General features: G+C 63.8%; 23 protein-coding genes and 2 tRNA genes. 10 read left to right on the top strand and 15 right to left on the bottom strand.

What is annotated here, in order from left to right; translation table 11 throughout:
• Window positions 1–382 precede the first annotated feature (382 nt).
• Together ACPS74_RS13285 and ACPS74_RS13280 are read right to left on the bottom strand one after the other, a co-directional pair.
• Window positions 383–1,174: a hypothetical protein gene (locus ACPS74_RS13285; RefSeq protein ID WP_051381824.1), complete on the bottom strand. Its 792-nt coding sequence runs from the start codon at window positions 1,172–1,174 to the stop codon at window positions 383–385.
• 599 nt (window positions 1,175–1,773) lie between these two features.
• Window positions 1,774–1,848: transfer RNA gene (locus tag ACPS74_RS13280), tRNA-Thr, on the bottom strand.
• Between the two features lie 181 nt (window positions 1,849–2,029).
• Here ACPS74_RS13280 and ACPS74_RS13275 point away from each other — a divergent pair.
• On the top strand, window positions 2,030–2,476 hold the full coding sequence (locus ACPS74_RS13275) for a transposase (RefSeq protein WP_029651461.1): 447 nt from the start codon (window positions 2,030–2,032) through the stop codon (window positions 2,474–2,476).
• Window positions 2,477–2,482: 6 nt separating this feature from the next.
• Here the strand turns inward: ACPS74_RS13275 and ACPS74_RS13270 are convergent, their stop codons facing one another.
• From ACPS74_RS13270 to ACPS74_RS13260, 3 genes are all read right to left on the bottom strand, one after another.
• The gene (locus ACPS74_RS13270) at window positions 2,483–3,319 is read right to left on the bottom strand and encodes a transglutaminase family protein (RefSeq protein ID WP_029651462.1); all 837 of its coding nucleotides are present in this window, start codon (window positions 3,317–3,319) and stop codon (window positions 2,483–2,485) included.
• Window positions 3,320–3,329: 10 nt separating this feature from the next.
• The gene (locus tag ACPS74_RS13265) at window positions 3,330–4,277 is read right to left on the bottom strand and encodes an alpha-E domain-containing protein (protein ID WP_018407091.1); all 948 of its coding nucleotides are present in this window, start codon (window positions 4,275–4,277) and stop codon (window positions 3,330–3,332) included.
• Window positions 4,278–4,344: 67 nt separating this feature from the next.
• Window positions 4,345–5,805 carry a circularly permuted type 2 ATP-grasp protein gene (locus ACPS74_RS13260; protein WP_029651463.1) on the bottom strand — a complete coding sequence of 487 codons (1,461 nt, stop codon included), beginning with the start codon at window positions 5,803–5,805 and terminating at the stop codon, window positions 4,345–4,347.
• A gap of 211 nt (window positions 5,806–6,016) precedes the next feature.
• Between ACPS74_RS13260 and ACPS74_RS13255 the strand changes: the two genes are divergently transcribed.
• Complete coding sequence (locus ACPS74_RS13255; RefSeq protein WP_036242045.1) at window positions 6,017–8,239, top strand: carbohydrate porin; 2,223 nt, start codon at window positions 6,017–6,019, stop codon at window positions 8,237–8,239.
• A gap of 296 nt (window positions 8,240–8,535) precedes the next feature.
• Here ACPS74_RS13255 and ACPS74_RS13250 read toward each other — a convergent pair whose 3' ends face one another.
• The 3 genes from ACPS74_RS13250 to ACPS74_RS13240 are packed head-to-tail and all read right to left on the bottom strand — an operon-like array spanning window position 8,536 to window position 10,769.
• Window positions 8,536–8,757, bottom strand: coding sequence for a hypothetical protein (locus ACPS74_RS13250; RefSeq protein WP_347372154.1), 222 nt, complete (start codon window positions 8,755–8,757; stop codon window positions 8,536–8,538).
• A complete protein-coding gene (locus ACPS74_RS13245) occupies window positions 8,754–9,230 on the bottom strand; it encodes a glutathione peroxidase (protein WP_029649095.1) in 477 nt (158 codons plus the stop codon). Before ACPS74_RS13245 ends, ACPS74_RS13250 begins: the two co-directional genes overlap by 4 nt.
• 36 nt (window positions 9,231–9,266) lie before the next feature.
• Window positions 9,267–10,769: a sigma-54-dependent transcriptional regulator gene (locus ACPS74_RS13240; protein WP_029649094.1), complete on the bottom strand. Its 1,503-nt coding sequence runs from the start codon at window positions 10,767–10,769 to the stop codon at window positions 9,267–9,269.
• A gap of 280 nt (window positions 10,770–11,049) precedes the next feature.
• On the opposite strand from ACPS74_RS13240, the gene rdgB reads away from it, so the two are divergent.
• From rdgB to ACPS74_RS13220, 4 genes are all read left to right on the top strand, one after another.
• The gene (rdgB, locus tag ACPS74_RS13235; RefSeq protein WP_029649093.1) at window positions 11,050–11,679 is read left to right on the top strand and encodes an RdgB/HAM1 family non-canonical purine NTP pyrophosphatase; all 630 of its coding nucleotides are present in this window, start codon (window positions 11,050–11,052) and stop codon (window positions 11,677–11,679) included.
• Between the two features lie 104 nt (window positions 11,680–11,783).
• The gene (gene adh / locus ACPS74_RS13230; protein ID WP_029649092.1) at window positions 11,784–13,301 is read left to right on the top strand and encodes an aldehyde dehydrogenase; all 1,518 of its coding nucleotides are present in this window, start codon (window positions 11,784–11,786) and stop codon (window positions 13,299–13,301) included.
• A 130-nt stretch (window positions 13,302–13,431) separates the two neighbouring features.
• On the top strand, window positions 13,432–13,830 hold the full coding sequence (locus ACPS74_RS13225) for a DUF779 domain-containing protein (RefSeq protein ID WP_029649091.1): 399 nt from the start codon (window positions 13,432–13,434) through the stop codon (window positions 13,828–13,830).
• Window positions 13,831–14,021: 191 nt separating this feature from the next.
• Window positions 14,022–14,106 (top strand) — tRNA-Tyr (locus tag ACPS74_RS13220).
• A gap of 33 nt (window positions 14,107–14,139) precedes the next feature.
• Here the strand turns inward: ACPS74_RS13220 and clcA are convergent.
• Window positions 14,140–15,459 carry a H(+)/Cl(-) exchange transporter ClcA gene (gene clcA, locus ACPS74_RS13215; protein WP_029649090.1) on the bottom strand — a complete coding sequence of 440 codons (1,320 nt, stop codon included), beginning with the start codon at window positions 15,457–15,459 and terminating at the stop codon, window positions 14,140–14,142.
• Between the two features lie 179 nt (window positions 15,460–15,638).
• Here clcA and ACPS74_RS13210 point away from each other — a divergent pair, with 179 nt between their 5' ends.
• Window positions 15,639–16,736 (top strand): HupE/UreJ family protein, encoded by a 1,098-nt coding sequence (locus tag ACPS74_RS13210; RefSeq protein ID WP_029649089.1) that lies wholly within the window; start codon window positions 15,639–15,641, stop codon window positions 16,734–16,736.
• 2 nt (window positions 16,737–16,738) lie between these two features.
• Here the strand turns inward: ACPS74_RS13210 and ACPS74_RS13205 are convergent, their stop codons facing one another.
• The 3 genes from ACPS74_RS13205 to ald form a co-directional block, all read right to left on the bottom strand.
• Complete coding sequence (locus tag ACPS74_RS13205; RefSeq protein ID WP_029649088.1) at window positions 16,739–17,521, bottom strand: hypothetical protein; 783 nt, start codon at window positions 17,519–17,521, stop codon at window positions 16,739–16,741.
• A gap of 68 nt (window positions 17,522–17,589) precedes the next feature.
• The gene (gene phaC, locus ACPS74_RS13200; protein ID WP_029649087.1) at window positions 17,590–19,662 is read right to left on the bottom strand and encodes a class I poly(R)-hydroxyalkanoic acid synthase; all 2,073 of its coding nucleotides are present in this window, start codon (window positions 19,660–19,662) and stop codon (window positions 17,590–17,592) included.
• A 245-nt stretch (window positions 19,663–19,907) separates the two neighbouring features.
• Entirely contained in the window at window positions 19,908–21,038 is a 1,131-nt protein-coding gene (gene ald, locus ACPS74_RS13195) for an alanine dehydrogenase (RefSeq protein ID WP_029649086.1), read from the bottom strand.
• A 123-nt stretch (window positions 21,039–21,161) separates the two neighbouring features.
• Between ald and ACPS74_RS13190 the strand changes: the two genes are divergently transcribed.
• The 3 genes from ACPS74_RS13190 (at window position 21,162) to ACPS74_RS13180 (ending at window position 23,574) form a co-directional block, all read left to right on the top strand.
• Complete coding sequence (locus tag ACPS74_RS13190; protein ID WP_029649085.1) at window positions 21,162–21,563, top strand: DUF3775 domain-containing protein; 402 nt, start codon at window positions 21,162–21,164, stop codon at window positions 21,561–21,563.
• A 97-nt stretch (window positions 21,564–21,660) separates the two neighbouring features.
• A complete protein-coding gene (smbP, locus tag ACPS74_RS13185) occupies window positions 21,661–21,999 on the top strand; it encodes a small metal-binding protein SmbP (RefSeq protein ID WP_029649084.1) in 339 nt (112 codons plus the stop codon).
• Between the two features lie 150 nt (window positions 22,000–22,149).
• Window positions 22,150–23,574 (top strand): amino acid permease, encoded by a 1,425-nt coding sequence (locus ACPS74_RS13180; protein WP_029649083.1) that lies wholly within the window; start codon window positions 22,150–22,152, stop codon window positions 23,572–23,574.
• A 55-nt stretch (window positions 23,575–23,629) separates the two neighbouring features.
• On the opposite strand, the gene hpnE is transcribed toward ACPS74_RS13180, so the two are convergent.
• The 3 genes from hpnE to hpnC are packed head-to-tail and all read right to left on the bottom strand — an operon-like array spanning window position 23,630 to window position 26,648.
• Complete coding sequence (gene hpnE / locus ACPS74_RS13175) at window positions 23,630–24,877, bottom strand: hydroxysqualene dehydroxylase HpnE (protein WP_029649082.1); 1,248 nt, start codon at window positions 24,875–24,877, stop codon at window positions 23,630–23,632.
• A complete protein-coding gene (hpnD, locus tag ACPS74_RS13170; RefSeq protein WP_029649081.1) occupies window positions 24,874–25,749 on the bottom strand; it encodes a presqualene diphosphate synthase HpnD in 876 nt (291 codons plus the stop codon). The genes hpnE and hpnD overlap by 4 nt, the downstream gene beginning before the upstream one ends.
• Window positions 25,746–26,648 carry a squalene synthase HpnC gene (gene hpnC / locus ACPS74_RS13165; protein WP_029649080.1) on the bottom strand — a complete coding sequence of 301 codons (903 nt, stop codon included), beginning with the start codon at window positions 26,646–26,648 and terminating at the stop codon, window positions 25,746–25,748. Before hpnC ends, hpnD begins: the two co-directional genes overlap by 4 nt.
• Window positions 26,649–26,665 lie beyond the last annotated feature (17 nt).

Here is a 26,665-nt window from a genome sequence, read left to right as displayed (position 1 = left end):
CCCGATCTGCCGCATCAGCCACTTCTCGACCGCCGGGCCCACGCGGATCCTTTCCTGACGTTCAAGCCAGCGCCCGACGATCGGGGGCTGATCTTCCATCCCTTTGCCTTGATCCATCGGCGCGCGTCAGGCGCCTCCATGCGCCCGCTCGCGCGCCTGGACTTCGCTAAGATGGCAGCGCACCGGATCGCCTCTTCGCGCTCGGCTTCGGTCAGCTTTTCGAATTCCGCTCGAGCTGCTGCGCGCCGGTAGGGCACCGGATCGAACGGCCACGCGGCTGAAAAACGCTCCCATGCTTCCGCAGCATCGACAGGCGCTTCAAGCGGCAAATTTGCCGCTTGGTCTCCCGCCGCCCTAGCTGCCTCTGATGGTTGTGAGAGCATCACGCTCGCCGCCTCCACCTTGTTTCAGGAGGCTCTGAGCCTCTCCACTGCTCCTTTTCGCCGTGCCTTTTTTCATATGTGCTCTTGGTCGGGCTCACCATTTTCGGCGAATTGGACCCTATCCGGTCGGGACGATGAGCCGCCGGCCCGCGCTTGATCCACGTCAGCCACTCGGCGGACACGATGTGGACAACGTTGGTAAGGTTCTTTCTGCCGGGCTGCGGGCGCTCGGTGATTTTGATGTGCCCGAGTCGGCGCGCTTCATGCAGCGCATTTTGCACAGTCGAGCGACAGACGCCCGCGAGCGCGGCAATCTTATCGATCGGGAGATCGCAGTTACCGCTGTGTTTGATCTCTCCGGAGATGATGCACAACACCGCGCGCTGTCCTTCGGTGTAGTGGCAGCGGAGATTCGGCGGCATGACGGCCGAGCCGCCGAGCGTGCGCCGACGCTCGCGCGACGCCTGGCGATCGTAGGACCTGGCGCGCTGGCGCGGCACGAAGCGGCTGACGAGCTTTGCGACCCCGCGTCCACCTATGCCGCGTCTCCCGCAAGCGAGCGGTCGCCGGCGCTCGGCGAAGGACTGCAGAAAGTCGGCGTCGCTCTCGTCGATCGCGCCATGCACGACGCCTTGCCACACTTGGCTGACGAGCCGGTCAAGCTCGTCGGACCCGGTTGCGGCGCCGATGACGATGTAGAGGGCGGCCGCCGCCTCGCTGGCGAACGTCCGCGTCCTTGCATCGCAAGCGCCAAACTGCGGCGCTTGCTCTTTCGGAGCGAGAGCGGTCATCGCGCGCCCTCCCCGATAAAGGCGAGCAACGACGCGACGTCCGCCCCAGGAGCGCCGCTGGCGTCATCGCGCCATCGGCCGGTAAATCGATTGATCTTCAGCGCGGGCCACTTGCGGGCGAGCGTGGCGCGGCTCGGCAATAGCCGCGGATTAAAGGTAACGGGCGGTAACCTTTTAGCGTCGGGCGCGGAAACAGCGCCGCGATCGGCGATCAAACTTTCGTGATGCAAGTTTGAAATCACGGTAACGCTGCGCGACTGTGATGCCGAAGCTACCTTCGGCAAATTTGCCGGAGGTCTCTCAGTGGCACGCGACTCGATCAAGCTAGCATGTGGACAGCCAGATTTTGCGATTGCACAAAGGCCGGCGCGAACGTATTCTCGCGCTTGAAGGTTTCCCGCCTTCCCATTCGTTTTGCCGCCGCCCGCTTCCCCAAGCTGGGCGGCGGTTTCATTTCCGGGGTCCGGCGGACCAGAAATAGAACGCGCTACCCAGTTTTCACCCAACATTGCGCGGGTTTTCGCGTTCCGTTCCGTCTCGAAACGTTCTGAAACGCCGCGAGTGTCTTTCGCAAAGTGTTGGATTTCCTTAGGGAAAGCTGGTGCTGCAAGAGAGGATTGAACTCTCGACCTCTCCCTTACCAAGGGAGTGCTCTACCACTGAGCTACTGCAGCGCTTGATCGCCCGAAACGCATGAAATCGCGTCCGACGCGTTCGGCGCCTGTGTGCCACAGGGAAGCGCAAGTCGCAAGCGCGCGCGGTCCAGCACGCCAACGCACGTCTTCGCCGGACGACCCCGCCAAAACAGGTTGTGTTGCTATAAATTACAACCTAGGATAGAAATATCGATCGATCATGTCAGCCCTTCACAGCGAAGGCGCGTCCGGCGGGTCGACGTCGCAACGCGCCGCGACGGAGGATCTATTGATTGAACATTATCTGTCTGACGAACATTGGCAGGCCGTGGCGCCCCTCCTTCCTGGAAAACAAGGCGACCCAGGCTGTAGAGCCCGCGACAATCGGCTTTTTCTCGAGGCGGTGTTCTGGATCGTACGCACCGGCGCGCCCTGGCGCAGCCTGCCGCCGCGGTTCGGCAAATGGTACACGGCCTATACGCGCTACCATCGCTGGGACAGGAAGGGCGTCTGGCCGCGCATCGTGGCCGCGCTCAACGCATGTGATTTCCAATATGATGAGGACGGGCTGCGCTTCGCGCCGTGCGATGAAATTGACCTAGCCGAGCACGGGCGAAGCGACGCCGACGGGCGCCAGAGCGCGGTCAGTCAGTTGATCGGAGTTTGAGACAAGCTATTGTGATTGCGATTGCGACTGGCTGAAGGCCTCCGCCCGCGCGACGCGCACTTTGACGTCCAGCGTTTCGCCGCCGCCGCCGGAGTGCGCGCCGCGAATCGGCGCCGCGCCCAGATAGTCGAGCGCGATCGCGACGCGCACATGATTTTCCTGAGGCGCGACGCCATGTGTCGGGTCGAAGGCCACCCAGCCGAGATCCTCGACATAGGCCTCGGCCCATGCGTGGCCGGCGACCTGATCCTCGCCGTCGCTGCCGAGGAAATAGCCGCTCACATAGCGCGCCGGCGCGCCGATCCCGCGCGCGCAGGCGATGAAGAGATGCGAAAAGTCCTGACAGACGCCCTTGCGATGCTCGAAACATTCCGCCGCCGTCGTGCCCGAATGCGTCGCGGCGGCGTCGAATGTGAGTGATTCGTGAATCGCGCCAAGCAGCGCATGGAGCTTCGAGAGCGTTCCGCTTTCCTTTGACGTCGTTTCGCGCGCGAAATCGCAGATCGCTGCGCTCGGCGTCGTCAGCGGCGTGTCGCGCATGAACAGGACCGGCGGAAAGCGCTCGACCGCGCCCGATACGACTCCGGCCATGTCGAAGGTCGTCACTTCCCCTTCCACCACGGTGGAAATCGACTCAAGCGGCCCGTCCACGGAGAAGCGGTGCAGCGTATTGCCGAAGGCGTCTTCCGACTGCACCAGTCGGCAATCGCGATCGACGTCGATGCGCCAGTCGACGACATGCTGCCCGTCGTGACTGCGCGGCGTCAGGCGAAGATGCTGCACCGCCGTTCGCGGCGGATCGGCATAGCGATAGGTCGTTTCATGCCGTATGCGGATGCGCATCAGATTTCGCTCAAAAGAGATATTGCTCGGAGATGAGCGCGGCCAGTCGGTTGTTTTCCGAGATGAAGGATTGCACGAATTCGTGCAGCCCGCCCTGGAAGACGCTCTCCATATTCAGCTTTTCGAGCTTGCCGTAGACGCCGCGGGCGTGACGCTGCGATGAGCCCTGGCGCCCGTGCGCGCGGGCAAGATTGTCGAGATTGCGCACGATCGACTCATAGCAGGAAATCAGCGAACGCGGCATCTCCGGTCGCAGGATCAACAGATCGGCGACGAGCCAAGGCTTCATGCTCGTACGATAGACCCAGTGATAGGCGGTATGCGCCGATACGGCGCGTAGAATGGCCGACCATTGGAAATAGTCGAGCGAACCGCCGACGATCTCCTTCTCGGGCAGCAGCACATGATATTTGACGTCGAGCAGACGCGCCGTGTTGTCGGCGCGCTCGATGAAAAGCCCAACGCGCGAGAACCAATAGGCGTCGTTGCGCAGCATGGTGCGATAGGCGCCGCCGTCATAGGTCAGCGAGGTCTGCTTGATGACCTCAAGAAAGCGCGCCAGCTCCTGCGCGCAAGGGACGACGCCGCGCGACTCCAGCGCGCGCATTTCCAGATAGGCGTCGTTGATCGACTCCCACATTTCGATGGTCAACGCCGTGCGCACGGCGCGGGCGTTGGCGCGCGCCTGCTCCAGGCAATTGCGGATCGATCCCGGATTCTCCGGCGCGAAGGTGAGAAACTCGATGACGTTGGCTTCATCGACGGGGCGTCCGGAGGCATCGAACGATAGCGCCGCGCCCGACGACAGCAGCACGCTTTCCCACTCGGTTTCGTCGCCGCCATAGGCCTTGGGCAGCGCGGCGAGGCGCCGCGACGCCTGGATGGCGCGCGCCAGGAAGTCGGCGCGCTCCATGTAGCGGGCGAGCCAGTACAGATTGTCGGCGGTGCGGGAAAGCATCAGCACGTCCGTTTATGAGTCGCTTTGGAGATCATCGATGTTCATCGCGGCGTTTGCGAGCGTCTTCTCACGCTTGCCCCATCGCCTCTTCGGCGCTCCACGCGTCGTCGATCACCCAGGTGTCCTTGGTGCCGCCGCCCTGGCTCGAATTCACGACGAGCGATTTCTCCGTCATCGCGACCCGGGTCAGACCGCCCGGCACGACGCGGGCGCCATTGGCGCCCTGCAGAACGAAGGGCCGCAGATCGACGTGGCGTGGCGCGACGCCCGAGGCCATGGCGATGGGGCATGTGGAGAGCGCCAGCGTCGGCTGAGCGATGAAATTCTGCGGATGCGCCTTAAGCTTTGCGCGAAACTCCTCGATCTGCGCCTTCGTCGCATGCGGTCCCACAAGCATGCCGTAGCCGCCGGAGCCGTTCACTTCCTTGACGACGAGTTCATCGAGATGGTCGAGCACGTAAGCGAGCGCCTCCTGTTCACGGCAGCGGAAGGTCGGAACATTCTGCAGTAGCGGCGCCTCGCCGAGATAAAACTTAATAATGTCAGGCATATAGGTATACATCGCCTTGTCGTCGGCGGCGCCGGCGCCGACTGCATTCGCCAGCGTCACATTGCCTGCTTGATAGGCGCCCATCAGCCCGGCGACGCCGAGCGCCGAATCCGGCCGGAAGCACAGCGGGTCGAGGAAGTCGTCGTCGATGCGCCGATAAATGACGTCCACGCGGCGCGGGCCCTCGGTCGTGCGCATGTAGACGACGTCATCGCGAACGAAGAGATCGCGGCCCTCGACAAGCTCGACGCCGAGCTTGTCGGCGAGAAACGAGTGTTCGTAGAAGGCTGAATTGTACTGGCCGGGCGTCATCAAGACGACCGTCGGATCGCCGTTGGCGCGCGGCGGGGCGACCGAGCGCAAAGTCCCGAGCAGTTCGTCGGGATAGTTTTCGATCGGCGCGACGCGATGCAGCGCGAAGAGTTCGGGAAAAAGCCGCATCATCACTTCGCGGTTCTCAAGCATATAGGAGACGCCGGAAGGCGTCCGGGCATTGTCCTCGAGAACGAAGAAGCCCTGATCGTCGGTGCGCACGATGTCGACGCCAGCGATATGCACGTAAATATCGAAGGGCACGCGCCGGCCCGCCATATCGGGGCAATAGGCGGGGTTGCGATAGACGATATCCGCAGGAACGATTCCAGCCCTCAAGATCTCGCCGGCGCCGTAGATGTCGGCAAGAAAGGCGTTGAGCGCGGTGACGCGCTGGATCAGACCTTTTTCAAGCGTCGTCCATTCGCTGCGCGAGAGTATGCGCGGCAGGATATCGAAGGGAATGAGGCGCTCGGTCGCCTCCTGCGCGCCATAGACCGCGAAGGTGATCCCGATGCGACGAAAAAGCAGCTCCGCTTGCTCGCGCCGCGACGCCAGGAGCTCGGGCGGGGTTTCCGCGAGCCATTGGGAAAGCTTGCGATAAGGGGCGCGGGTGCGGCCGTCCGCTCCAGCCAGTTCATCGAACTGCGTTATGCGTGAGTCCATTGCAAGAACTCCCTCTTGGCGGCCCGCCTTTGTTTGCGCGGCTGGCGGCCGTTTTTTACAGTTCAAAGCAAGGACTGCGCCAATAGCCGCTGCGAAAATCTGTCACAGAGTTTTACTATTTGGCCAAAGGATGATTCGCGCTGCGCTTGGTTCTGAGCGCAGCCTTATCGCTATCCAACGGAGACGCCGCCGGCAAGGTTCTTAAGAGCGCATGCATTCACTGCGATCCTGCCCGCGTTCGAGCGCCGCCGCCATTCTACATACGGCGCCGGTGAGCGCCGCCGTGCGCCTGTCTTTTATCGCCCTTCTTGGCTTCGCCTTATGCGCGCCGAGTTCGAGCGCGCGGGCCGCCGACACGCCGCCGCCGGTCTTCAATTGGGCAGGCATGTATATCGGCGCGAGTCTCGGCGGCGGATTTCCGCTGCACAGAGGCGAACGGCTTCAGGCGGCGAGCGGCTTTGGGTCTCCTGCCTTCGATCTTTATCCGAGTGGCGTGACGCGCCCAGGCGCCACCGTTGGCGCCCAAGCTGGATATAATTGGCAGCGTGGCTCCTTCGTCTGGGGTTTCGAGACGGACCTGAGCCTGCTCGACGGAAGGCGCGGACCGACGGGCGCATATCTGGCTTCGCCCGCCTATTCGGCGGCGCCAGTCTTCACGCTGGCGTCGAATTCGAGCGCAAATTTTTTCGCGAGCATTCGCGGGCGCGTCGGCTATGCATGGGACCGCTCGCTCTTTTATCTCACGGGCGGCGTCGCCGCGGGCGGCGCGAGAGGTCCGGCGAACTTGACGCTCGGCGCGGGCGGACCCGACGCGATTTTCTACGCGCCTGGGTCGGTATCCTCGCGGATGAAATATGCGATCGGCGCAGGCTTCGAATACGCCTTCGCCGACAATTGGTCGGCGCGCGCCGAATATCTCTTTCTCAATCAGTCGCTGAACACACAGGTTTTCGATAATGGCGAGAATTTTATCTATGTGTCCCGCATACGAAACGAAAATCATCTGTTGCGCTTTGGCATAAATTATCATTTTGGCGACGACAATCGAATTCCCGGCTCGATCGAATATGGTTCCTTGCAAAGCGGTCGCAACGGCCATAATGGCGGCAATGGCCATAATGGCGGCAAGGGCGAAAGCGCTGACACGCACGACGCGCCGGAACTCTATAGCGTCCACGGACAGACGACTCACGTTGCTCAAGGCTACCCACGATTTCGTGCGCTCTATGACGGCCCCAACAGCTTCCCTTCCGGCGGCAAGGCCAATGTCGGCTCGACGACCAATCTCTTCCTCGGTCTGCGCCTGTGGGAGGGAGCCGCCGTCTATCTCAATCCCGAGATCGATCAGGGCTATGGCTTGGCGAATTCAGTAGGCGCTGCAGCCTATGTGAACAGCGCGGTCGCAAAGGTTGGACGCGCTGCGCCCTATATGCGGTTTCAGCGCTACTTTCTGCGTCAAATCATCGGATTGGACGAAGAGGGGGAAAGAGAAAGAGATCCGGACCAAGGCTCACGCAGCGAGGTGCTTGAGTCGACGCAAAACCAGATCTCGGGCAAGGTCGACAAGAACCGCATCGTCGTTACGCTCGGAAAATTCGCCGTCGGCGACGTGTTCGACGACAACGTCTATGCGCATGACCCGACGACCGGCTTTCTCAACTTCGCGTTCAACACGATGGGCGCCTTCGACTACGCAGCCGACGCCTGGGGCTATACCTACGGACTCGCCGCAGAGTGGAAGCAGGACTGGTGGACGGCGCGGGGCGGCGTGTTTCAGCTTCCGACGACCCCCAACGGTTTTGACATCGAGCCGCAAATATTTCGTCAATTCATGGGCGTCGTCGAATTCGAGGCGCGCTATGATCTGTTCGATCAGCCGGGCGCGATCAAATTTCTCGCCTATGGCGATAACGGATACATAAGCAAAATTGACGATGTGATCCGTTACGCCTATCTCGCCGGCGATTTCCCGCCTCGTTTCGATACCGCGCGGGGGCGCGCGGTGAAAACCGGCGGCGGGATTAACATCAAGCAGCAGATCGTGCCGAATCTCGGCTTCTTCCTGCGCGCCAGCATAGCCGACGGGCGCTATGAAACGGTCGCCTACACTGACGTCGATCGGCAACTCTCGATGGGCGTCGTGGCGGCGGGGGCTTCGTGGGGACGCGACGACGACGAGATCGGCGTCGCTGGAGCGTTGGGCGGCCTGCATGGCGACCGCGTGCGCTATTTCGGGCTTGGTGGAACCAGCGTCTATATCGGCGACGGCGCGCTCTCCTACGCCGGCGAGAAGAATATGGAGGCCTATTACAAAATCGGCTTCGGCAAGAATATTGATGCGACCTTCGATTATCAGCTGCTGGTCAATCCCGCGCATAACAGCGCGCGCGGTCCGATCAATGTCTTTGGGCTGCGTTTGCGCGCGGCGTTCTGAGAATTCGCTTCGCTCGCAATGACGGTCTCAACCAAGTGAACAGTGCTACCGGAACCCCTGCGATATGAAATCCCTTCGAACGGCTTGGCTGTCATTCCCGACGCGCGCGTAGCGCGCGATCGGGAATCCAGAGCAAGACAAGTTTCTGGATCGGCTCTGGATTCCCGGTCAGGCCTTCGGCCTGCCGGGAATGACACGGCCCAAGCGAACGGATCAGCCGGAACCCGCATGACGCTTCAGGGCGAGATAGTGCGGCAGCTTTTGCTCGAACTCCGGGAAATAGCCCGCGACGACGCTCATGTCGAAGCGCGCGAGAATGCTCTCCTTTGCTTCCGGTCGAGAAGAAAGCGGAAGGCGGCGTCTATAAATCTTTGCGCATCGGCGCCGCCGCCGAGCCGCAGTAGATCCTTTCGCGAGAGCCTGACGCGATGCTGCGTCTCGCTTCTCTGATCGCGCACCGTCACGTCGAAGACGAACGGATCGCCGTCTTCAATCATGCGCGCGTCGATGGCGGTCACAGCAGCGCCTCAACGTCCTTCGCGATCTGCTCGGGCGTGTCGGTCGGCGCGTAACGCTTCACGACATGCCCCTCGCGGTCGACGAGAAATTTCGTGAAGTTCCACTTGATCGCTTCGGATCCGAGAATTCCCGGCGCCTCGCGCTTGAGCAGGCGATAGACCGGATGCGCGTTTTCTCCGTTGACGTCGATTTTGCCGAACAGTGGAAAGGTGACGTCGTAATTCGCCGAACAGAAGGATGCGATCTCCTTCTCGGAGCCCGGCTCCTGCGCGCCAAACTGATTGCAGGGAAAGCCCAGGACGACAAATCCCCGATCGGCAAATTTGCGGTAAAGCGCTTCGAGCCCGGCGTATTGCGGCGTGAATCCGCATCGGCTCGCAACATTGACGATCAGCATCGCCTTGCCGGCGTAATCGGCCAGCTTCTTCGGCTGGCCGTCGATCGTCGTCGCTTCAATGTCAAACAGCGTCATGAAACCCTCGCACTGAAAGTAAGCGTGCGCCTCCGGCTAGGCGACGAGCGATCCCGACGGCTCAGGTTCGCTTTCCGTCCCTTCTTCGAGTCCATATTCCTTCATCTTACGATAGAGCGTCGAGCGGCCGATCCCGAGCCGTCGCGCAATTTCCGACATCTGGCCGCGGTAATGCGTCAAGGCGAAGCGGATCGTCGCGGTCTCGATGTCCTCGAGCGTGCGCATCTCGCCGTTCGATCCAATCAGCGACATCGCATTCGGATCGCGGATCTCGACGCGGACGATCTCGCGTTCGCGCGGCGCCGTCCCGGGCGCTCCCGGCGCGGGCGCGGGCGGCACGCGCACTTCATAGCCTTCGACATGGGCGGCGATTTGCGGAAATTCGGCGACCGTCAGCTCGTCGCCGTCGGCGAGCACGACGGCGCGAAAGACGGCGTTCTCCAATTGGCGGACGTTGCCCGGCCAGTCGTAGCTCGTCAGCAGCGACAGCGCTTCCGGCGTCACGCGGCGGATATTGCGGCCTTCCTCGGCGGCGAAGCGCGCCGCAAAGCGCTTGGCGAGATCGGCGACGTCCTCGCGGCGACCGCGCAGCGGCGGAATGTTGATCGGGAAGACGTTGAGCCGATAGAACAGGTCCTCGCGAAACAGCCCGCGTTTGACGAGATCGATGAGATTTTGATTGGTCGCCGAGATCAGTCGAATATCGACCCGGATTGCGCGCTTCGCGCCGACAGGATCGATTTCGCCTTCCTGCAGCGCGCGCAGCAACTTGACCTGAATGTCGAGCGGCAGTTCGCCGATCTCGTCGAGAAACAGCGTCCCGCCGTTCGCCTCAACGAATTTGCCGCTGTGCTTCTCGGTGGCGCCGGTGAAGGCGCCCTTCTCATGGCCGAAGAGAATCGATTCGACGAGATTGGCCGGCAACGCGCCGCAGTTGACGGTGACGAAGGGCTTGCCTTTGCGATCCGACGCGCCCTGGATGGCGCGCGCCACGATCTCCTTGCCGACGCCCGACTCGCCTTCGAGAAGCACGGGAATGGAGGAATGCGCCGCGCGTTGGCCGAGCCGGATGACGCGCTCCATGTCGTCGCTGCGCGAGACGAGGTCCTTGAATGTTAGGGCGCCCTGCGCCCGGCGGCTGATGCGGCGCACTTCGTCGGCGAGCGCATCGGCCGAGAGCGCGTTCTTGATGGAAATTTGCAGACGTTCCGCGCCGACAGGCTTGACCACGAAGTCATGCGCGCCGGCGCGCATCGCGGAAATGACGGCCTCGATCGACCCATGCGCGGTCTGCACGATCACCGGGGTCGCGAGTTTCATGTCGCGCATCCGGGTGAGCACGCCCATGCCGTCGAGGTCGGGCATGACGAGGTCCAGAATGAGCAGCGCTACGGACTTGGCGCCAGGCTGAGTCAGTCGGGCAATCGCCTGTTCGCCGCTTTCGACAGTCTCGGCCTCGTAACCAAATCGCCGCGTCATAGCTTCCAGCAGACGACGTTGAACGGGATCGTCGTCGGCAATGAGAATGGTCGAGGTCATTTCGTCCCTTGCATTCCGGGATAATCGAGCGGCGAAGTCGCCGCGTCAGCATTGGCGCGTCCCGGAACCGCCTCGGCGGCTCCTCAATCGTTGCCAAGCATAGTAAAGGCGGGGTTAACCGCGCCAAGACGTAACTTTGTAGCCCCTTCCGTCCCGTCGACCAAGACCCCCAGAGGGCGATCGTGGCGATTTGGCGGCAAATCGCTGCAAATATCTGAGATAATAGCGCTATGGCGACGCCCGCCGGCGCGCCAGGAGCCGCGCGGCGGGAGGAAATCTGATGGATCCGCGCAAAATCGCCGGCAGGCTCGTCATCGCCACGCATAATCCCGGGAAACTTTGGGAACTCAGGCAATTGCTCGAGCCGCATGGCGTCGAGGCGGCTTCCGCCGGAGAACTCGGCCTCGAAGAGCCCGAGGAGACCGAACAGAGCTTCGCCGGCAACGCGCTTTTAAAGGCGCGCTCCGCCGCGATGGCCTCAGGCCTGCCCGCTTTCGCCGACGACTCCGGGCTTTGCGTCGACGCGCTCGACGGCGCCCCCGGCGTCTATTCGGCGCGCTGGGCGGGGGAGGACCGCGACTTCACGGCCGCCTGCCTCCGCGTCGAGCGCGAACTCGAGGCGCGCGGCGCCGCGCCGCCCTATCGCGCGCATTTTACGTGCGCGCTCGCTGTCGTCTGGCCCGACGGGCATGTCGAGCAGTTCGAGGGCCGGGTGGACGGCGTTCTGGTCTTTCCGCCCAAGGGCGAGAAGGGCTTCGGCTATGATCCGATCTTCAGGCCCGACGGTCTCGACAAGACCTTCGGCGAGATGATGTCGGCGGAGAAACATGCGCTCCCCGGCGATGGCTCGCAGGCGCTGTCGCATCGCGCCCGGGCGTTTCAGGCGCTGGCGAAGGCGTGTCTCGACTAAGACAACCGGCTCGGGCGCTTGGCGTCAGGCACTTGGCGTAACGCCGCGCTCCAACTACCTTCTCAAAGAAAAAGCCGCCGCTGCGGCAACGCGAGGAACGCCCCATGACCAAGCATGAAACTTTCGCCGCGCTCAAACCGCCGTTTAAGGCCCGCTACGGCAATTTCATCAATGGCGCATGGGCGGACGCGAAATCCGGCCGCGTCTTCGACAATGTCTCGCCGATCACCGGCCAGAAGATTTGCGAGATCGCCCGGTCTGACAAGGACGACGTCGAGGCCGCGCTCGACGCCGCGCATGCCGCGAAAGACGCCTGGGGCAGGACGAGCCCGGCGGAGCGCGCCATCATCCTCAACCGCATCGCCGACGTGATGGAAGCCAATCTCGGTCTCCTCGCCGCCGCCGAAACCTGGGACAACGGCAAGCCGATCCGCGAGACGAGCGCCGCCGACATTCCTCTCGCGATCGATCACTTCCGCTATTTCGCCGGCGCCATTCGCGCGCAGGAAGGCGGCATCTCGGAAATCGACCACGACACCATCGCCTATCATTTCCATGAGCCGCTCGGCGTCGTCGGCCAGATCATCCCCTGGAACTTCCCGATTCTGATGGCCGTTTGGAAGCTTGCGCCGGCGCTCGCCGCCGGCAATTGCGTCGTCATCAAGCCGGCCGAGCAGACGCCCGCGAGCATTCTCGTCTGGGCGGAGCTTGTCGGCGAGCTTCTTCCCAAGGGCGTGCTCAACATCGTCAACGGCTTCGGGCTGGAGGCCGGCAAACCGCTCGCCTCGTCGAACCGCATCGCCAAGATCGCCTTCACCGGCGAGACGACGACAGGACGGCTGATCATGCAATACGCCAGTCAAAACCTCATCCCGGTGACCTTGGAGCTTGGCGGCAAGTCGCCCAACATCTTCTTTGAGGACGTCGCCCGCGAGGACGACGACTATCTCGACAAGGCGATCGAGGGCTTTGTCATGTTCGCGCTCAATCAGGGCGAGGTCTGCACCTGCCCGAGCCGGGCCCTGGTGCATGAGAAGATCTACGACCGCTTCATGGAACGCGCGTTGAAGCGCGTCGGCGAGATCAAGCAGGGCAATCCGCTCGACCCGGAAACCATGATCGGCGCGCAGGCCTCCTCCGAGCAGCTCGAAAAGATCCTGAGCTATATCGACATCGGCAAGCAAGAGGGCGCGAAGGTGCTCGCCGGCGGCGAACGCAACGCGCTCGCAGGCGACCTCGCCGGCGGCTTCTATGTGAAGCCGACCGTGCTCGAAGGCCATAATCGGATGCGCGTGTTCCAGGAGGAGATTTTTGGGCCCGTCGTGTCGGTGACGACCTTCAAGGACGATGACGAGGCCTTGGCCATCGCCAACGATACGCTCTACGGCCTTGGCGCGGGCGTGTGGAGCCGCGAGGCCAACCGCTGCTATCGCTTCGGCCGCGCCATTCAGGCGGGGCGCGTCTGGGTGAACTGCTACCACGCCTATCCGGCGCATGCGGCTTTCGGCGGCTACAAACAGTCGGGCATCGGCCGCGAGAACCACAGGATGATGCTCGATCACTATCAGCAGACGAAGAACATGCTGGTGAGCTACAGCGAGAAGAAGCTGGGGTTCTTTTAGCCCCCACCCCAGCCCTCCCCCGCTTTCGCGGGAGAGGGAGCGAAACTCGCCCTTCACCGGAGAAGGCGCGGAACGCCGATCGCTAGCGTCCCCTCTCCCGCTTCAGCGGGGGAGGGACAGGGAGGGGGTAGTGACTACGACAGTCAAACCCGCAAGAGTCGCCGCCACGCCCGCGGCGCTGGATCTCATCGCGCGGCTGCGCGGCGAACATGGCGCGGTCCTCTTCCACCAGTCGGGCGGCTGCTGCGACGGCTCGGCGCCGATGTGCTATCCGCAAGGGGACTTCCTCGTCGGCGACGGCGACGTTCTGCTCGGCGAGATCGGCGGCGCGCCCTTCTACATCGGCGCGGCGCAATTCGATTACTGGAAACACACGCAACTCGTCATCGACGTCGTGCCGGGCCAAGGCGGCATGTTCTCGCTCGACAATGGCACGGGGCTGCGGTTCCTGACGCGTTCGCGGCTTTTCTCCGACGCGGAGCAGGCGCAGCTGACCGCCGGCGCGGCGGCCGCCGATTCGCCAGCTTGAGCGCCTGCATTCGCGGCGCAAGGCCTCTGCGCGAGTTCTGGCGTCCCTTCGGGAGGCAAATGCGCGCTCGAGCGGGGCTCGGCCTCGCCCCCGACCTGCCGGGGAGTTTAAGGTTGACACTGCGCCGCCGGGGCCGCATATGCCGCTGCAACGGCCGCTTCATCGCGGCCGCCGTCTCTTTACGAGACGATGGGGGAATGTCCCGAGCGGCAAAGGGGGCGGACTGTAAATCCGCTGGCTAAGCCTTCGTAGGTTCGAGTCCTACTTCCCCCACCATCTCCAAGCATGGAAATTCTCCTACCGCTTCGATCAGCGAAGGAAGCGCAGGCGCTCGCGCAAGGCGTCGTAAAGAGGCGCGTCGCTCATCAGCGTAGGGATGAGCATGGCGGTAAAACAAGCCGCCAGCATCGGCAGGAGCAGGAGCGCGCTGCCTGTCATTTCCGTCGCGAGCACGAGCCCGGTCAGCGGCGCCCGCACCACGCCAGTAAAGAACGCGGCCATTCCAACCACCGCGAAGGCCTCGGGCTGAATGGGAAGGTCCGGGAACGCCAATCCGCAACCGGCGCCAAAGAGCAGTCCCAGTTGCGCGCCCAGCGTCAGCAGCGGCGCGAAAAGACCGCCTGGCGTTCCCGCCGAATAGGACAAGGCGCCGAACCAGAACCTCAGTTGAAAGAGGAACGGCAAGACGAAGAGGCCGGGCGCCCCAAGCAGCGCATTCTGGGTGAGATTATCTCCCCCGCCGACGCATTCCGGTCCGAACCAGGCGAGAACGCCCGCCGCGGCGCCGATCGCGGCGGCGCAGGTCTCCGCCGGCAGGCTGCGCACGAGGTCGACCGCGGCCAGCGTCGCCAGCACCGCCTTATTATAGGCGATGGCTACGGCTCCGCACACAACGCCAAGCATGAAGAACAGCGGGCCGATCGCCGGCGCCGGATACGCCAGCGGCGGCAATTGGAAATCCGGCGCGTCGCCCAGAATAAGATGCGCGACGGCGATTGCGGTCGAGGACGCCGCCAGCGCGGCGATCGCTATCCGATGCTCGAATTTTTGGACGAGCTCTTCCAGGACGAAAACCGCTCCGGCCATCGGCGCGTTGAAGGCGGTCGCGAGGCCTGCGCCCGCGCCTGCCGCCAGCAGAACGCGGCAATCCGGCCAGTCTCGGCGGAAGGCGCCGCCGAAGAGATGGCCAAGCACCGCGCCCATCTGCACGCTCGGGCCTTCGCGGCCGAGCGCAAGGCCAGAGCCGATCGCCAGACATCCGCCGACGAATTTCACCGGCAGGAGGACAAAGGGCGACGGCGCCGCGTCACCACGCAAGACCGCCTCGACATGCGGAATCCCGCTCCCCGACGCGTGTGGCGAATACCGCCGCACCAGCCAAGCGGCGGCGACGGCCGCCGACGCACAGCCGCCGACGAGCAGAATAAAGCCCGCGATTGAGTGGCTATGCGCCCAATCGATAACGGCTGCGCGAAAAACATCGGCCCGCTGCAGCGCGAGCCGGAAAAGCGCGCAGACGAGACCCGCGACGGCGCCAACCATCAGCGCCAGCGTCGCGAGAACCGTCAGATTGCCCTCTGAAGACGTCAAGGCCGTCGAGCGGTCCTCGTGGAGGTCGCGAAGAAGCATTGTCGCAGCGGCTCGGTCTGGGCGGTGCGCCACGGCGAAGCCATAGCACAATTGCGGCCGGGAACGCGCTCCTGGCGGCGTCGGCGCGCCGAATGCCGGCCAACGCTCGCGCTTGCGCTGTCTTGTCCAGCGCAGCGGCGTTTGGCATGTTGCGCCCGCCACGAAATGGGGGAGCGCGTATGACCGGGGTTTTCAGGATAGTCGCCGCCGTAATCTTGTTGTGCGTCGGCCTCGCGGCTCCGGCAATGGCCCATACGCCCGATATTTCGACAGGCAAAATCCTTCCCAAGGACAATCGAACCTATGCCGTCGAGGTCGGCTTTCTCGCCACCGATCTTGAGCGCCTGTTTCAGGACACGATGAGCGAACGCGCCAGCGTCGACCTCTCGGCGCCCGGCGCGCTCGAAGCGGAAATCGGCAAATTCGTCCAAAAACGTGTCGCGATGCGCGATGCGACAGGCCGCGCCTGCATCGCCAATGTCGAAAAATCCGGCGAAGACCCCACCAACCAGGACAGCGCGGTCATCGTCGTGCGCTTCGACTGCGGCGCAACGACGGGCACGCTCTTTTATGACGCGACGAAGCTCCTCGCCGCGCAGGGCGCGAAGGGAAAGCATCTCGTCACGCTCGAGGGAACTGAAAACGCCGGCCAGACCATGCTCTACCCCGACGATCCCCCGCTCGATCTGTCAAAGCCGATGGAGACCACCGCACAGCTGATGTGGAAATTTCTCAAAGCCGGAGTCGAACACATCGTCACCGGCTACGATCATTTGTGCTTCCTGTTCGCCCTCATTCTCTGGGCCACCCGCGTCTGGCCGGTCGTCAAGATCGTCACCGCCTTCACCATTTCGCATTCGATCACGCTCTCGCTGGCGGCGCTCAATATCTTCACGCTGCCCTCGACCCTGGTCGAAGCGCTGATCGCCGCTTCGATCGTTTTCGTCGCTGTGGAGAATTATTTCTCGCGCGACGTCGACAACCGCTGGCGCAACACTTTCTTGTTCGGCTTCATCCATGGCTTCGGCTTCGCCTCGGCGCTGACCGAGATGGGCGTGCCGCAAGGCGGGGTCGTGCCCGCGCTCGCGGCGTTCAACATCGGCGTCGAACTCGGCCAGATCGCCATCGTCTTCGCGGTCATGCCGATCCTGTTCCTGATCGACAAACAGACAGGCGGCAAGCGCAGCGAAAAGCTCGTCTACGTGGCCTCGGCGCTGATCGCGATTGCGGGCGTCTACTGGTTCTTGGAGCGAATCGGGGTTCTTCCCGGAGTTTGACGTCACGAGCACTCGATGAAGCCGGCGTCGCGCTTTTCGAGTCTGGGACACCATGAGCCGAGATTGACGACATAAGCGTCGCGCGCAGCCTCGCTCAACGACCGGATCTTCGGCAGCGCCGCGGTGGCCGCCTCTAGCGCGCTGAACTCGATGACGCTGCGATAGCGCCCGCGCTTCAGGCAAATGTAAGCGTTGTCGAATCCTTGCGCGGTCGCCCGCTTCACTTCGGCGCGCGCGGCGTCCTCTGTGACATCGGAGCCAAAAATCACGATCCAACGCGAGTCGCCGCGCGCCGTTAGCTCCTTCGCCGAAAAGATCGCGGCCGAGTTCTGCGACAACGCCTTATCGGCCTGTGCTTGAAAATCCGCAGCCCGTTTCAGCGCTTCGCCGTTCTGCGCAAGGATTGCGCGGACGCCCTCGTCCACCAGCGAAGGACTCTCGCCCGCATAAGGTCCCGATGTTCCTCCGAGCCCGCGCGAAGGCTGGCGCCGTCGTAGTTCCTCATTCTGAGCCGCCAGAATTTTGAGCTTTTCGTCGGATGTTTTGAGCTTTTGCGCAAGTTCGCTTTGCACGACTTGCGACTCCTGCAGATCTACGGCGACCTTCGCAAGAGCCGTCTTGCCCTTGAAGCCCCACAGGTCGAATTCAGCGACTCCGATTCCCGTTAACGCGCGATGCACGATCTGCGGAAAGAGGAAAAAAGAAACGACGATGGAGACCAGCGCGAGACTCTTGAGCAGCTCGAAGATTGATCGCCAAAGTTCGACAGTGTCTTTTGTGGACATGCCGACGCTCCCTGTTCAAAATCGAATCGCAACCCTACAAAAAATGCATTCGTTCAAAAGAAGCAGGCTTAGCCCCGCACCCGCACATATTCGCCGGGCGCGTTGCAGATGATCTTGAGCTTGCCGCCGCCGGGCTGGCGCGCGGGGACTTTCTTGGGCGCCTGCGCGGTCACCCAGCCCAACCAGTGCGGCCACCAGGAGCCCTTGGTCTCCTTTGCTTTCTTGATCCAGTCCTCGAAAGCGCCCTTCGCGGGACCGCCCGTCCAATATTGATATTTGTCTTTGGAGGGCGGGTTGATGATTCCCGCGATATGGCCCGAGCCGCCGAGCACGAAGGTTACGTCGCCGCCGAAGAATCTCGCGCCGCGGAACACGGATTGCGCCGGCGCGATATGATCCTCCCTCGTTGCGATCTCAAAGACCGGCGCCTTCACCTGACGCAAATTGAGCCGAACGTCGTCGATGACCATCTCGCCCCGGGCGAGACGATTTTCGAGATAGCAGCTGCGCAGGTAGAAGGAGTGATTGGCCCGCGGAATGCGCGTCGAATCGGAATTCCAGTACAAGAGATCGAAAGCGGCGGGCTCGACCCCCTTCATGTAATTGTTGACGACATAATTCCAGATGAGTTCGTTCGGCCGCAGCATATTGAAGGCGTTGGCCATCTTGTAGCCTTCGAGATAGCCGGTGCGCGCCATGCTTTCGTCGAGCGCCGCGAGCCGCGCCTCGTCGACGAAAATCTGTAGATCGCCAGCGTCGGAGAAATCGACCTGGGTTGCAAACAGGGTGACGCTGTCGATGCGATCGTCGCCGGTCGCCGCCATATAGGCGAGCGTCAGGGCGAGCAGCGTGCCGCCAACGCAATAGCCCGCCGCCGTGACTTTGCGTTCGCCCGTCGCCTTCTCGATCACGTCGAGCGCGGTCAGCACGCCCTCATGCATATAGGCCTCGAACCCCTTCTCGGCCTTGGTCTCGTCGGGATTGACCCAGGAGATGATGAAAACTGTGAAGCCTTGCTCAACGGCCCAGCGCACGAAACTTTTCTCGGGGTTGAGATCGAGCACGTAGAATTTGTTGATCCAGGGCGGCGTAATGAGCAGCGGCCGCGCATAAACTTCCGCCGTCGTGGGCTCATATTGAATGAGCTCCATCACGTCATTGCGCCAGATCACCTTGCCGGGCGTATTGGCCATATCGACGCCCAGTTCGAATTTCTGGTCCGCGCTCTGGCGGATCTTCAGCACGCCGCCGCCCGCGGAAATGTCTTCCGCCAGCATTTTCAAGCCGCGGACCAGATTCTCGCCCTTCGCGTCCATCGTCGCGCGCAACAACTCGGGATTGGTCGGCACGAAGTTCGATGGCGAAATCGCGCTGGAGATCAGCCGCGTATAAAAGACCGCCCTGGCCTTTGTCTGCGGGTCGAGGCCCTCGGCGCTCTCGACCATGTCGCCCGCCCAGCGCGACGCGAGCAGATAGGATTGCCGCAGCCAGTCGAAGAAGGGGTTCTCGTTCCATTCGGGCCCGGAGAAGCGCTTGTCGGAGCGGTCGGAAGGCACGATCGGGGCGACATCCTCGCCGCTGTAGCGGCGAAGCGTCTGCCGCCAGATTTCGCTCAACCCCTTGTAGAGATCGGCCTGGGCGACGGCGGCGCGATCGGGCTTCGACAGCCAATATTCGGCGACGGCGCCCAGAGTCTTGGTGGCGTCGGCGACGTTGGCGGCGAGTTCGCTGCGCGCTTCGTCGGGATTGACCCCGCCAATCGCCGCGGCCAGCGCCTTACGGGCCTGGTCCACGAGCTGCGCCATATTGTCGGCGATCGCTTCGATGTCGAGCTGGACGAATTTCTCGAGATTGGGACGCGGCGGGGGTGCGCCGGCGCCATTTGGCCGCGCCGGGGAGGCCTCCTGCTTCGGAGCGCTGGGCGCGGAAGGCTTTTTTGCCGCGGTCTTGTTCTTGGCCTTGTTCTTGACCTCGCTCTTAACCTCGCTCTTGGCCTCGCTTTTGGGTTCGCTCTTCGCCTCACTCTTGGCCTTGCGGGACGGCTTCACCGGCGTTTCGGACTTGCCGAGCGCGGAGACCTTTTCCGCCGTGGCCCCTCGTTTCCGGTTGGCGGCGGGATCCTGGTCCTGGTTCGCGCTCATGCCCTAAACCTGCTGTTTTCGAATGATGGGGCGCGCCGCTCCGCAAACGCCGCGTCGCTCTGGTCTAACAATTGCGCGCTGATGAGAAAAGCTCTGCCGGCCTGGCGCGAAACGACGCGCCCGGCGACATAAGCTCGAATTATTACAAAGCAATGCCGAATTGCTCCCCTGAGCAACCGCTCTCCAGGGTCGATTGTGCGAAAAGGTCGCACGGACCCGAATGGCTGACGTCATTCAGCAGGATGCTATGCGGCGCCGGCGCTGTCCAGCGCCATGAGCTGCGGCGACAGCGGCAGGCCATGCGCGGCGGCGACGGGCGGCGACAGTATCCGGCCGGCGGAAATTTCCAGCCCCGCGCGAAGATGCGGGTCGTCCTCGATGGCGCGACGCCAGCCCTTGTTGGCGAGCGCCAGCACGAAGGGCAATGTGGCGTTGTTGAGCGCGAACGTCGCCGTGCGCGGCGTGACTCCGGGCATGTTGGTGACGCAATAATGCACGACCCCGTCAACGACATAGATCGGGTCGGAATGGCTCGTCGGCCGTGACGTCTCGCAGCAGCCGCCCTGATCGATCGCGACATCGACGATCACGGCGCCGCGCTTCATCGTCGACAGCATGTCCCGCGTGATCAGGATCGGCGCCCTGGCGCCTGGCGCGAGCGCCGCGCAGATGACGAGATCGGCGCGCTTCACCGATTCGGCGATCGCGGCGCGGGTCGAATAAATGGTGCGCGCTGCGAAACCGAAACGCGTTTCGAGACGCCGCAGCGCGTCCGGGTTGCGGTCGGCGACAAGCACGCTCGCGCCCATGCCGAGCGCAATCGCCGTCGCCTGCGCGCCGACGCTGCCAGCGCCGAGAACCAGGACGTCGGCAGGCGGCACGCCGGGCGCGCCCGCGAGCAGAACGCCGCGGCCGCCCGCCTGCTTTTCCAGAAAATGCGCGCCGATTTGCGGGGCGAGCCGGCCGGCGATTTCCGACATTGGCGCGAGCAGCGGCAATCCGCCGCCCGGCGCCGTGACCGTTTCATAGGCGATGCAATGGGCGCCGCTCGCCATGAGTTCGCGCGTGAGTTCAGCGTCCGCGGCGAGATGGAAATAAGTGAAGAGCACATGGTCCGGCCGCAAGTAAGCAATCTCGCGCCGCTGCGGCTCCTTCACCTTCACGATCAATTGCGCGGCGGCAAAGAGCGCTTCAGGACCATCGACGAGCTTCGCGCCCGCGGCGGCGTAGTCTGCGTCAGATAGATCCGCGCCCTCGCCCGCGCCGCGCTCGATGAAGATTTCATGTCCCGCATGGGCGAGTTCGGCGACCGAAGACGGCGTCAAGCCCACCCGATATTCGTTGTCTTTGGTTTCTTTCGGCGCGCCGACACGCATTTCCGGCTCCAAAATACGGCGTCGACTTGGGTAAACATCTCGCCTTCGGGGAATATATGCAAAGGGTGGCCTTTCAAAACAAGGGCGAAGGTCAAGCGAGTTTCAAACGGCGGAGTGCAACAAATGCCGACCATCAATACGGACAAAGTCTGTTTCGTTGTCGTCAAGGCGCGTGAGCTTGAAAGCGAAGATGAGGGAATCGATGCGGACGCCTCAAACGCCACGGATGACGGTTTCGTCAGCGTGTTGACCGAGGACGCGTTCTCCACCACGCGCGATGAGGTGGCGTCCTTTATCGAAGCCATGGATATCGACGAGCAGGTTGAACTCGTTGCGCTGATGTGGGTGGGCCGCGGCGATTTCGCCGCGAGTGAATGGAACGAGGCTGTCGCGCAGGCGCGGGCCCGGCACGAAGGCGCGACATCGGCCTATCTGCTCGGCGTTCCGCTTCTCGCCTCGTTTCTTGAGGGCGGCCTGGCGGAATTCGGCGAGAGTTGCGAGCTTTTTGCCGCCGACCGGCAGTGATGCTCCCGCGACGTCGAGAATGCCGGACAGGACCTCGATACGAGAGCGAAGGCGACCATATTAACGTTCATGCGGCGAACCCTTGAGGAGATCCCCCATGAATCGCAGGATTTTTGCTGCGGCCCTGGCTCTGTCCATCGCGGCCTTTTTCGCCCCCCGATTGGCCTACGCCGAAGATCATCTGGGTGAAGCCATCACCCACACCAAACAGGCGATCAGCGAAGGCAAGCAGGGAAAGGCCGAGGCGCTGACGATGCACGCGGAAGAAGGCTTGAAGCACGCCAAGGCGTCCGAGTCCGAGAAGCCGAATGAGCATACCAAACAGGGCATCTCGCATCTCGAAATGGCCATCGACCACGGCAAGCAGAAGCACGCCGACGTCGCGACGAAACACGCCGAAGAGGCGCTGACGCATCTCGAGGCCGCCAAGAAATAGCCCGCCAAGAAATAGGCCGCCTGACAAAATGAAAGAGCGGCCACTGGCCGCTCTTTTTTTGCGCCTGCATGACGCCCCGGCCGCAATGACAGCGCCGCCCGGATCGCCTATGGACGTCGGGGCGGATACGCCCGCCGACGGGCCATTTTGATGAAGCTTTCCTCCTCGCTGCTGCGCGCCAAATCCATCGAATCGCTGCAAGCCGAAGCCGACCGGCCGGGCGGATTCCGTCGCGTGCTCGGGGTCTGGCAACTCACCGGCATCGGCCTTGGCGGGCTCATTGGCGTCGGCATTTTCGTGCTGACCGGCGTGGTGGCGGCTACACAGGCGGGGCCTGGCGTCGCCCTCTCCTTCCTGATCGCCGGCGTCGCGAGCGCCGCGGCGGCGCTGTCCTACGCCGAATTCGCCGGCATGATTCCCGTCGCCGGCAGCGCCTACACCTATGCCTACGCCGTGCTGGGCGAGCTCGCCGCCTGGATCATCGGCTGGGACCTTCTCCTCGAATATGCGCTGGTCGTCGCCGTGGTGGCGATCGGCTGGTCGGCCTATTTGCAGGCGCTGCTCGCGCAATTCGGGCTCGCGCTACCCGAATGGGCGAGCGGCGCGCCGGGAACGGGGCCCGGCCGCGTCGTCGACCTTTTCGCCGCGCTCGGCGCGCTGGGCGTCGCCGGCCTGTTGACGCTGCGCATCGAACTCGGCGCGCGCTTCAACACCGCGATGGTGGTCGTCAAAATCGCCGCGGCGCTGTTGGTGATTGTCGCCGGCCTCCCCTATGTGCGCGTCGAGAACTGGACGCCCTTCATGCCCTTCGGCTTTTCCGGCGTGGCGCAGGGCGCGGCGGTCGTGTTCTTCGCCGTGTTCGGCTACGACACGTTGACGACCGCCGCCGAAGAAGCCCGCGCCCCGCAGCGCGACGTGCCGCGCGCGGTTCTCCTGTCGCTCGTCGTGGCGCTGACGCTCTACATCGCCATGTCGCTCGTGCTCACCGGAATCGTGCGCTACGACACGCTCGACAATCCGGCGCCGGTCGCGACCGCTTTCACGTCGCTCGGCCTGCCCTGGATCGCTTTCGTGGTGTCCCTCGCGGCGGTCGCGGGCATCGCCAGCGTGATGCTCGCTTTTCTGCTCGCCTGCGCCCGCATCTGGTTCGCCATGAGCCGCGACGGCCTGCTGCCGGCCTGGTTCGCCAAGCTTCACCCGCGCTTTTCTACGCCCTATCGGCCGACGTTGATCGCCGGCGCGCTGACCGCGCTCGTCGCGGCGCTTTATCCGATCAAGGAAGTGGCGGAGCTCGTGAACATCGGCACGCTCTCCGCCTTCGTCGTCATCTGTTCGGCGATCATCGTGCTACGCCGCACCCGGCCCGACGTCCCGCGCAGCTTTCGCGCGCCTTTCGTCCCCTTCACGCCGCTCGTCGGCATCGGCTTTTCGATCTGGCTGCTGTCGCGCCTGCCGGCGGTGGCCTGGGAGCGCTTCGCGATCTGGATGGCGATCGGCCTCGCGATTTATTTTCTCTACAGCCGCCATCGCAGCCGACTGGCGCAGGGCGTCAACGCGGCGAAAGACCGCCGCTAATTTTCGTATTGATGAGGCGCAAGCGCGCTTGCTCACCATTCACGAAGGGTCGCGTTCAACTGGCCGTCGTCGCCAACTCCGCCGCTCTATTCCCTGATCGTATCGAACCCTCGATCGTCGCCGGCAGGCCCGTATTCGTCCAGTCGCCGGCAAGCCACAGATTGTCCCAGCGCGTCTTCGCATCCGGCCGGCGCTTCTCCTGCGCCGGCGTCGCGGCGAAGGTGGCGCGCTTCTCCTTGACGATCTGCCAGGGCGGCAGCGCCGCCGGCAGGCCCGTCGCGGCGGAGACCTCCGCCCAGATTTTTTCCGCAAGCGCTTCGCGCGACTCGTCGATCAGCCGGTCGGCGCCGCTGATCGTCACCGAGAGGCGATCGTCGAAGGCGAACAGCCATTCGGTGAGCGTGCCGATCATGCCGAGAAGCAGCGGCTGACCGGGCGGCGGCGCGATCTTGAAATGCGCATTGAGGATCGCGCGAAAATCGTCGGGCGCGACGAGACCGGGGAGAAGTTCCTGCGCAATCCACGGCGGCGTCGCGAGGACCACCGCGTCGCCTTTTTCCAGCGTCACTTCCGCGTCGCCGAAACGCAGCGCAGCGACGCGAGAGTCATCAAAAGAGAGTTCGCGCAGACGCGCCCCGAAGCGCGGCTCGACGCCTTTGGCGCGAAGCGTGCGCAGCGCCGGCTCGATGAAGGCGTCGCCGAGGCCGCCTTTCGCGACCATGGGGCGGCAGGCGTCGCCGCCCGCCGCGAGCGTCTCGCGCAGCACGGCGCCCGCGAGCGTGGCGGACGCCTCTTCAGGCTCGGTGTTCAGCGCCGAGAGCAGAACCGGGCGCCAAAGCTTCTCCCACAGCGGGCCGCGGCAACGCATAGTGTCGCCGATGGTCGCGCCGTCCTTCGCGAAGAGCAGCTTGCCGGCGCCGAGATAATCGAGCGGCGCCGTGCCGGGAACACGGCGGTCGGCGACAAACACCCACCAGGGAATGCGCGAGGCGTTGGGGCGCAGCGTCCAACGCTCAGCCGTTCGCGCATCGAGAAAATCGAAGGCGCATTCGCTGGGACCGACGAGCGCGTCGCTCGCGCCGATGCGTTGGGCGTAATCCCGCGCCGCCGTGTTGCCCGAGAGCAGCAAATGATTGCCGTTGTCGATCGTCAGGCCGAGCGACGCGTCGAAATAGGAACGGCAGCGGCCGCCGGCCATGCGCGCGGCTTCATAGAGCGCGACGCGCCGTCCGGCGTCGGCAAGGCGCAGCGCGCAGGCGAGCCCCGCGAGGCCCGCGCCGACGACGTGAACCGTGTCGCTCACGTGAAGGCGTGTCGCAAGAAGGCGCTGACAAGCTTGAGACGCGACGCCCGCACCGGCGCACGCGGCGCCGAAAAGCCGCGCGCCGCGAGATTGTCGAGGATCGAACGATAGCCGGCGGCCATGAGATACGGCGCTTTCACCGCGCGCTTGGGCAAGCCCGCCATCACCAGATCCGCCTGGTCATAATGTTCGCGGGCGCGGCTGAGGACCGGCGCGCACACCTCTTCGAGCGAAGGATGCGACAGCACGGCGTGCGGCGCGAAGCTCATGACCCCCGCGGACTCCAGCGCCTGGCGGGGCAAATAGAGCCGTCCCCGCGCGGCGTCCTCGTCGAGGTCGCGCAAAATATTGGTGAGCTGCAATGCGCGGCCGAGGTGGTAGGCGAGCAGTTTCGGCCCCGTCGGCAAATCGCATTCGGCGCCCGGCTCCTCCTCCGCGAGACCGAAAGCGCGCACCGACAGCCGTCCCACGGCGCTCGCGACGCGGTCGCAATAGAGCTCAAGCTTTTCCCAGTCGGGCGCGCAAATATCCTCCTCGACGTCCATGGCCATGCCTTCGATCACCGACTCGAAATCGGCGCGCTCCAGCCGGAAACGGCGGACGGGTTCGGAGAGAAAGCTGACGCGCGCGCGGATGCGGCCGGCGTAAAGCTCATCGAGGTCGGCGCGCCACTGGTCGAGCGCGGCGCGGCGCACGGCGCGGTCGCCCTCGTCGTCGGCGATGTCGTCAACGGCGCGGCAGAAGGCGTAAATGGCGAACATCGCATCGCGGCGCGGTGGCTCGAGGATGCGCATCGCAAGATAGAAGGAGCTTCTGGTCGCGATGGCGCGTGTGCGCAGCGTCGTGGAATCGGCAAGCGCGTCCATGGTCATTGGCGCGCCCCTGGGCGCGTGCTCGGGACGGCCGCGGAATCTGCGCGACGCGGACGCGAAATGCGGCGAAGAAGCGCCCCAAGCGCGCCCGCCGCGCCTTTGAGCGCGAAGCTGAACTTGCCGTCGTGAACCTTGTCGCGCAGCGGGTCGGCGACCGCGAGGCGCGCAACGAGCTGTTCGGCCAATGTCTGGATAGCGCCGATCTCCATGGCGAGCCGCACGTCGTCGATCAGATCGGCGAAGGGACGCGACTGCGCGAGCAGACGCCCGGTTTTTTCGTTGAGGTCGCGGATCGTCGCCAGGAGCGGCGGCGGCGCGCTTTCCTGCGCGAGCATTTCGACGGTCGCGCCATGCGCCGCGAGCGCATCCTGCGGCAGATAGACCCGGTCGAGGTTGCGGTAGTCCTTGCCGCAATCCTGCAAGTGATTGATGATTTGCAGCGCCGCGCAGAGCGCGTCATTGGCCGGCCAGACCCGGCCGGGATTCTCGCCGTGAAGATCGCAGACGAAACGGCCGACGGGCATGGCCGAATAGCGGCAGTAATCGACGAGATCGTCCCAGTCGCGATAACGCAATTGCGTCACGTCGCGCTTGAAGGCGAGGATCAGATCGCGCGCATGCTGCGGATCGAGACGCCGCTCCCGGCAGGTCTCGCGCAGGCGACGCGCCACCTCCGCATCCTCTTTCGCCTCTCCGATCAGGGCGGCGTCAAGCGCGTCCAGCAGATCGAGCTTCTCTTGCGCGGAAAGCGTCGGGTGGTCGGCGATGTCGTCGGCGGCGCGAACGAAGTCATAGAACGCCAGAATCGGCGCGCGATGTCGCGGCGCTATCAGAAAGGAGGCGACAGGGAAATTCTCGTCGCGATGGGTCTTTCCCGAACTCGTCTGCGCAATATCCATATGACGCCGTCTTGCCG

It is taken from the genome of Methylocystis sp. SB2 (genome assembly GCF_049817085.1).
GTDB classification, from domain to species: domain Bacteria; phylum Pseudomonadota; class Alphaproteobacteria; order Rhizobiales; family Beijerinckiaceae; genus Methylocystis; species Methylocystis rosea.
Note: the sequence above shows the minus strand (reverse complement) of the source record. Positions and strands in the feature narration are given on the sequence as shown.

What these genes read in the sequence shown, in the direction of transcription:
- ACPS74_RS13210 (WP_029649089.1), top strand. Translation starts at nt 15,639, where the DNA reads ATGACCGGGGTTTTCAGGATAGTCGCCGCCGTAATCTTGTTGTGCGTC.
- ACPS74_RS13180 (WP_029649083.1), top strand. Translation starts at nt 22,150, where the DNA reads ATGAAGCTTTCCTCCTCGCTGCTGCGCGCCAAATCCATCGAATCGCTG.
- rdgB (WP_029649093.1), top strand. Translation starts at nt 11,050, where the DNA reads ATGGATCCGCGCAAAATCGCCGGCAGGCTCGTCATCGCCACGCATAAT.
- ACPS74_RS13270 (WP_029651462.1), bottom strand. Translation starts at nt 3,319, where the DNA reads ATGCGCATCCGCATACGGCATGAAACGACCTATCGCTATGCCGATCCG.
- ACPS74_RS13240 (WP_029649094.1), bottom strand. Translation starts at nt 10,769, where the DNA reads ATGACCTCGACCATTCTCATTGCCGACGACGATCCCGTTCAACGTCGT.
- ACPS74_RS13285 (WP_051381824.1), bottom strand. Translation starts at nt 1,174, where the DNA reads ATGACCGCTCTCGCTCCGAAAGAGCAAGCGCCGCAGTTTGGCGCTTGC.
- hpnD (WP_029649081.1), bottom strand. Translation starts at nt 25,749, where the DNA reads ATGACCATGGACGCGCTTGCCGATTCCACGACGCTGCGCACACGCGCC.
- ACPS74_RS13260 (WP_029651463.1), bottom strand. Translation starts at nt 5,805, where the DNA reads ATGGACTCACGCATAACGCAGTTCGATGAACTGGCTGGAGCGGACGGC.
- ACPS74_RS13265 (WP_018407091.1), bottom strand. Translation starts at nt 4,277, where the DNA reads ATGCTTTCCCGCACCGCCGACAATCTGTACTGGCTCGCCCGCTACATG.
- smbP (WP_029649084.1), top strand. Translation starts at nt 21,661, where the DNA reads ATGAATCGCAGGATTTTTGCTGCGGCCCTGGCTCTGTCCATCGCGGCC.
- adh (WP_029649092.1), top strand. Translation starts at nt 11,784, where the DNA reads ATGACCAAGCATGAAACTTTCGCCGCGCTCAAACCGCCGTTTAAGGCC.
- ACPS74_RS13255 (WP_036242045.1), top strand. Translation starts at nt 6,017, where the DNA reads ATGCATTCACTGCGATCCTGCCCGCGTTCGAGCGCCGCCGCCATTCTA.
- ald (WP_029649086.1), bottom strand. Translation starts at nt 21,038, where the DNA reads ATGCGTGTCGGCGCGCCGAAAGAAACCAAAGACAACGAATATCGGGTG.
- phaC (WP_029649087.1), bottom strand. Translation starts at nt 19,662, where the DNA reads ATGAGCGCGAACCAGGACCAGGATCCCGCCGCCAACCGGAAACGAGGG.
- hpnC (WP_029649080.1), bottom strand. Translation starts at nt 26,648, where the DNA reads ATGGATATTGCGCAGACGAGTTCGGGAAAGACCCATCGCGACGAGAAT.
- ACPS74_RS13245 (WP_029649095.1), bottom strand. Translation starts at nt 9,230, where the DNA reads ATGACGCTGTTTGACATTGAAGCGACGACGATCGACGGCCAGCCGAAG.
- ACPS74_RS13205 (WP_029649088.1), bottom strand. Translation starts at nt 17,521, where the DNA reads ATGTCCACAAAAGACACTGTCGAACTTTGGCGATCAATCTTCGAGCTG.
- ACPS74_RS13275 (WP_029651461.1), top strand. Translation starts at nt 2,030, where the DNA reads ATGTCAGCCCTTCACAGCGAAGGCGCGTCCGGCGGGTCGACGTCGCAA.
- clcA (WP_029649090.1), bottom strand. Translation starts at nt 15,459, where the DNA reads ATGCTTCTTCGCGACCTCCACGAGGACCGCTCGACGGCCTTGACGTCT.
- ACPS74_RS13190 (WP_029649085.1), top strand. Translation starts at nt 21,162, where the DNA reads ATGCCGACCATCAATACGGACAAAGTCTGTTTCGTTGTCGTCAAGGCG.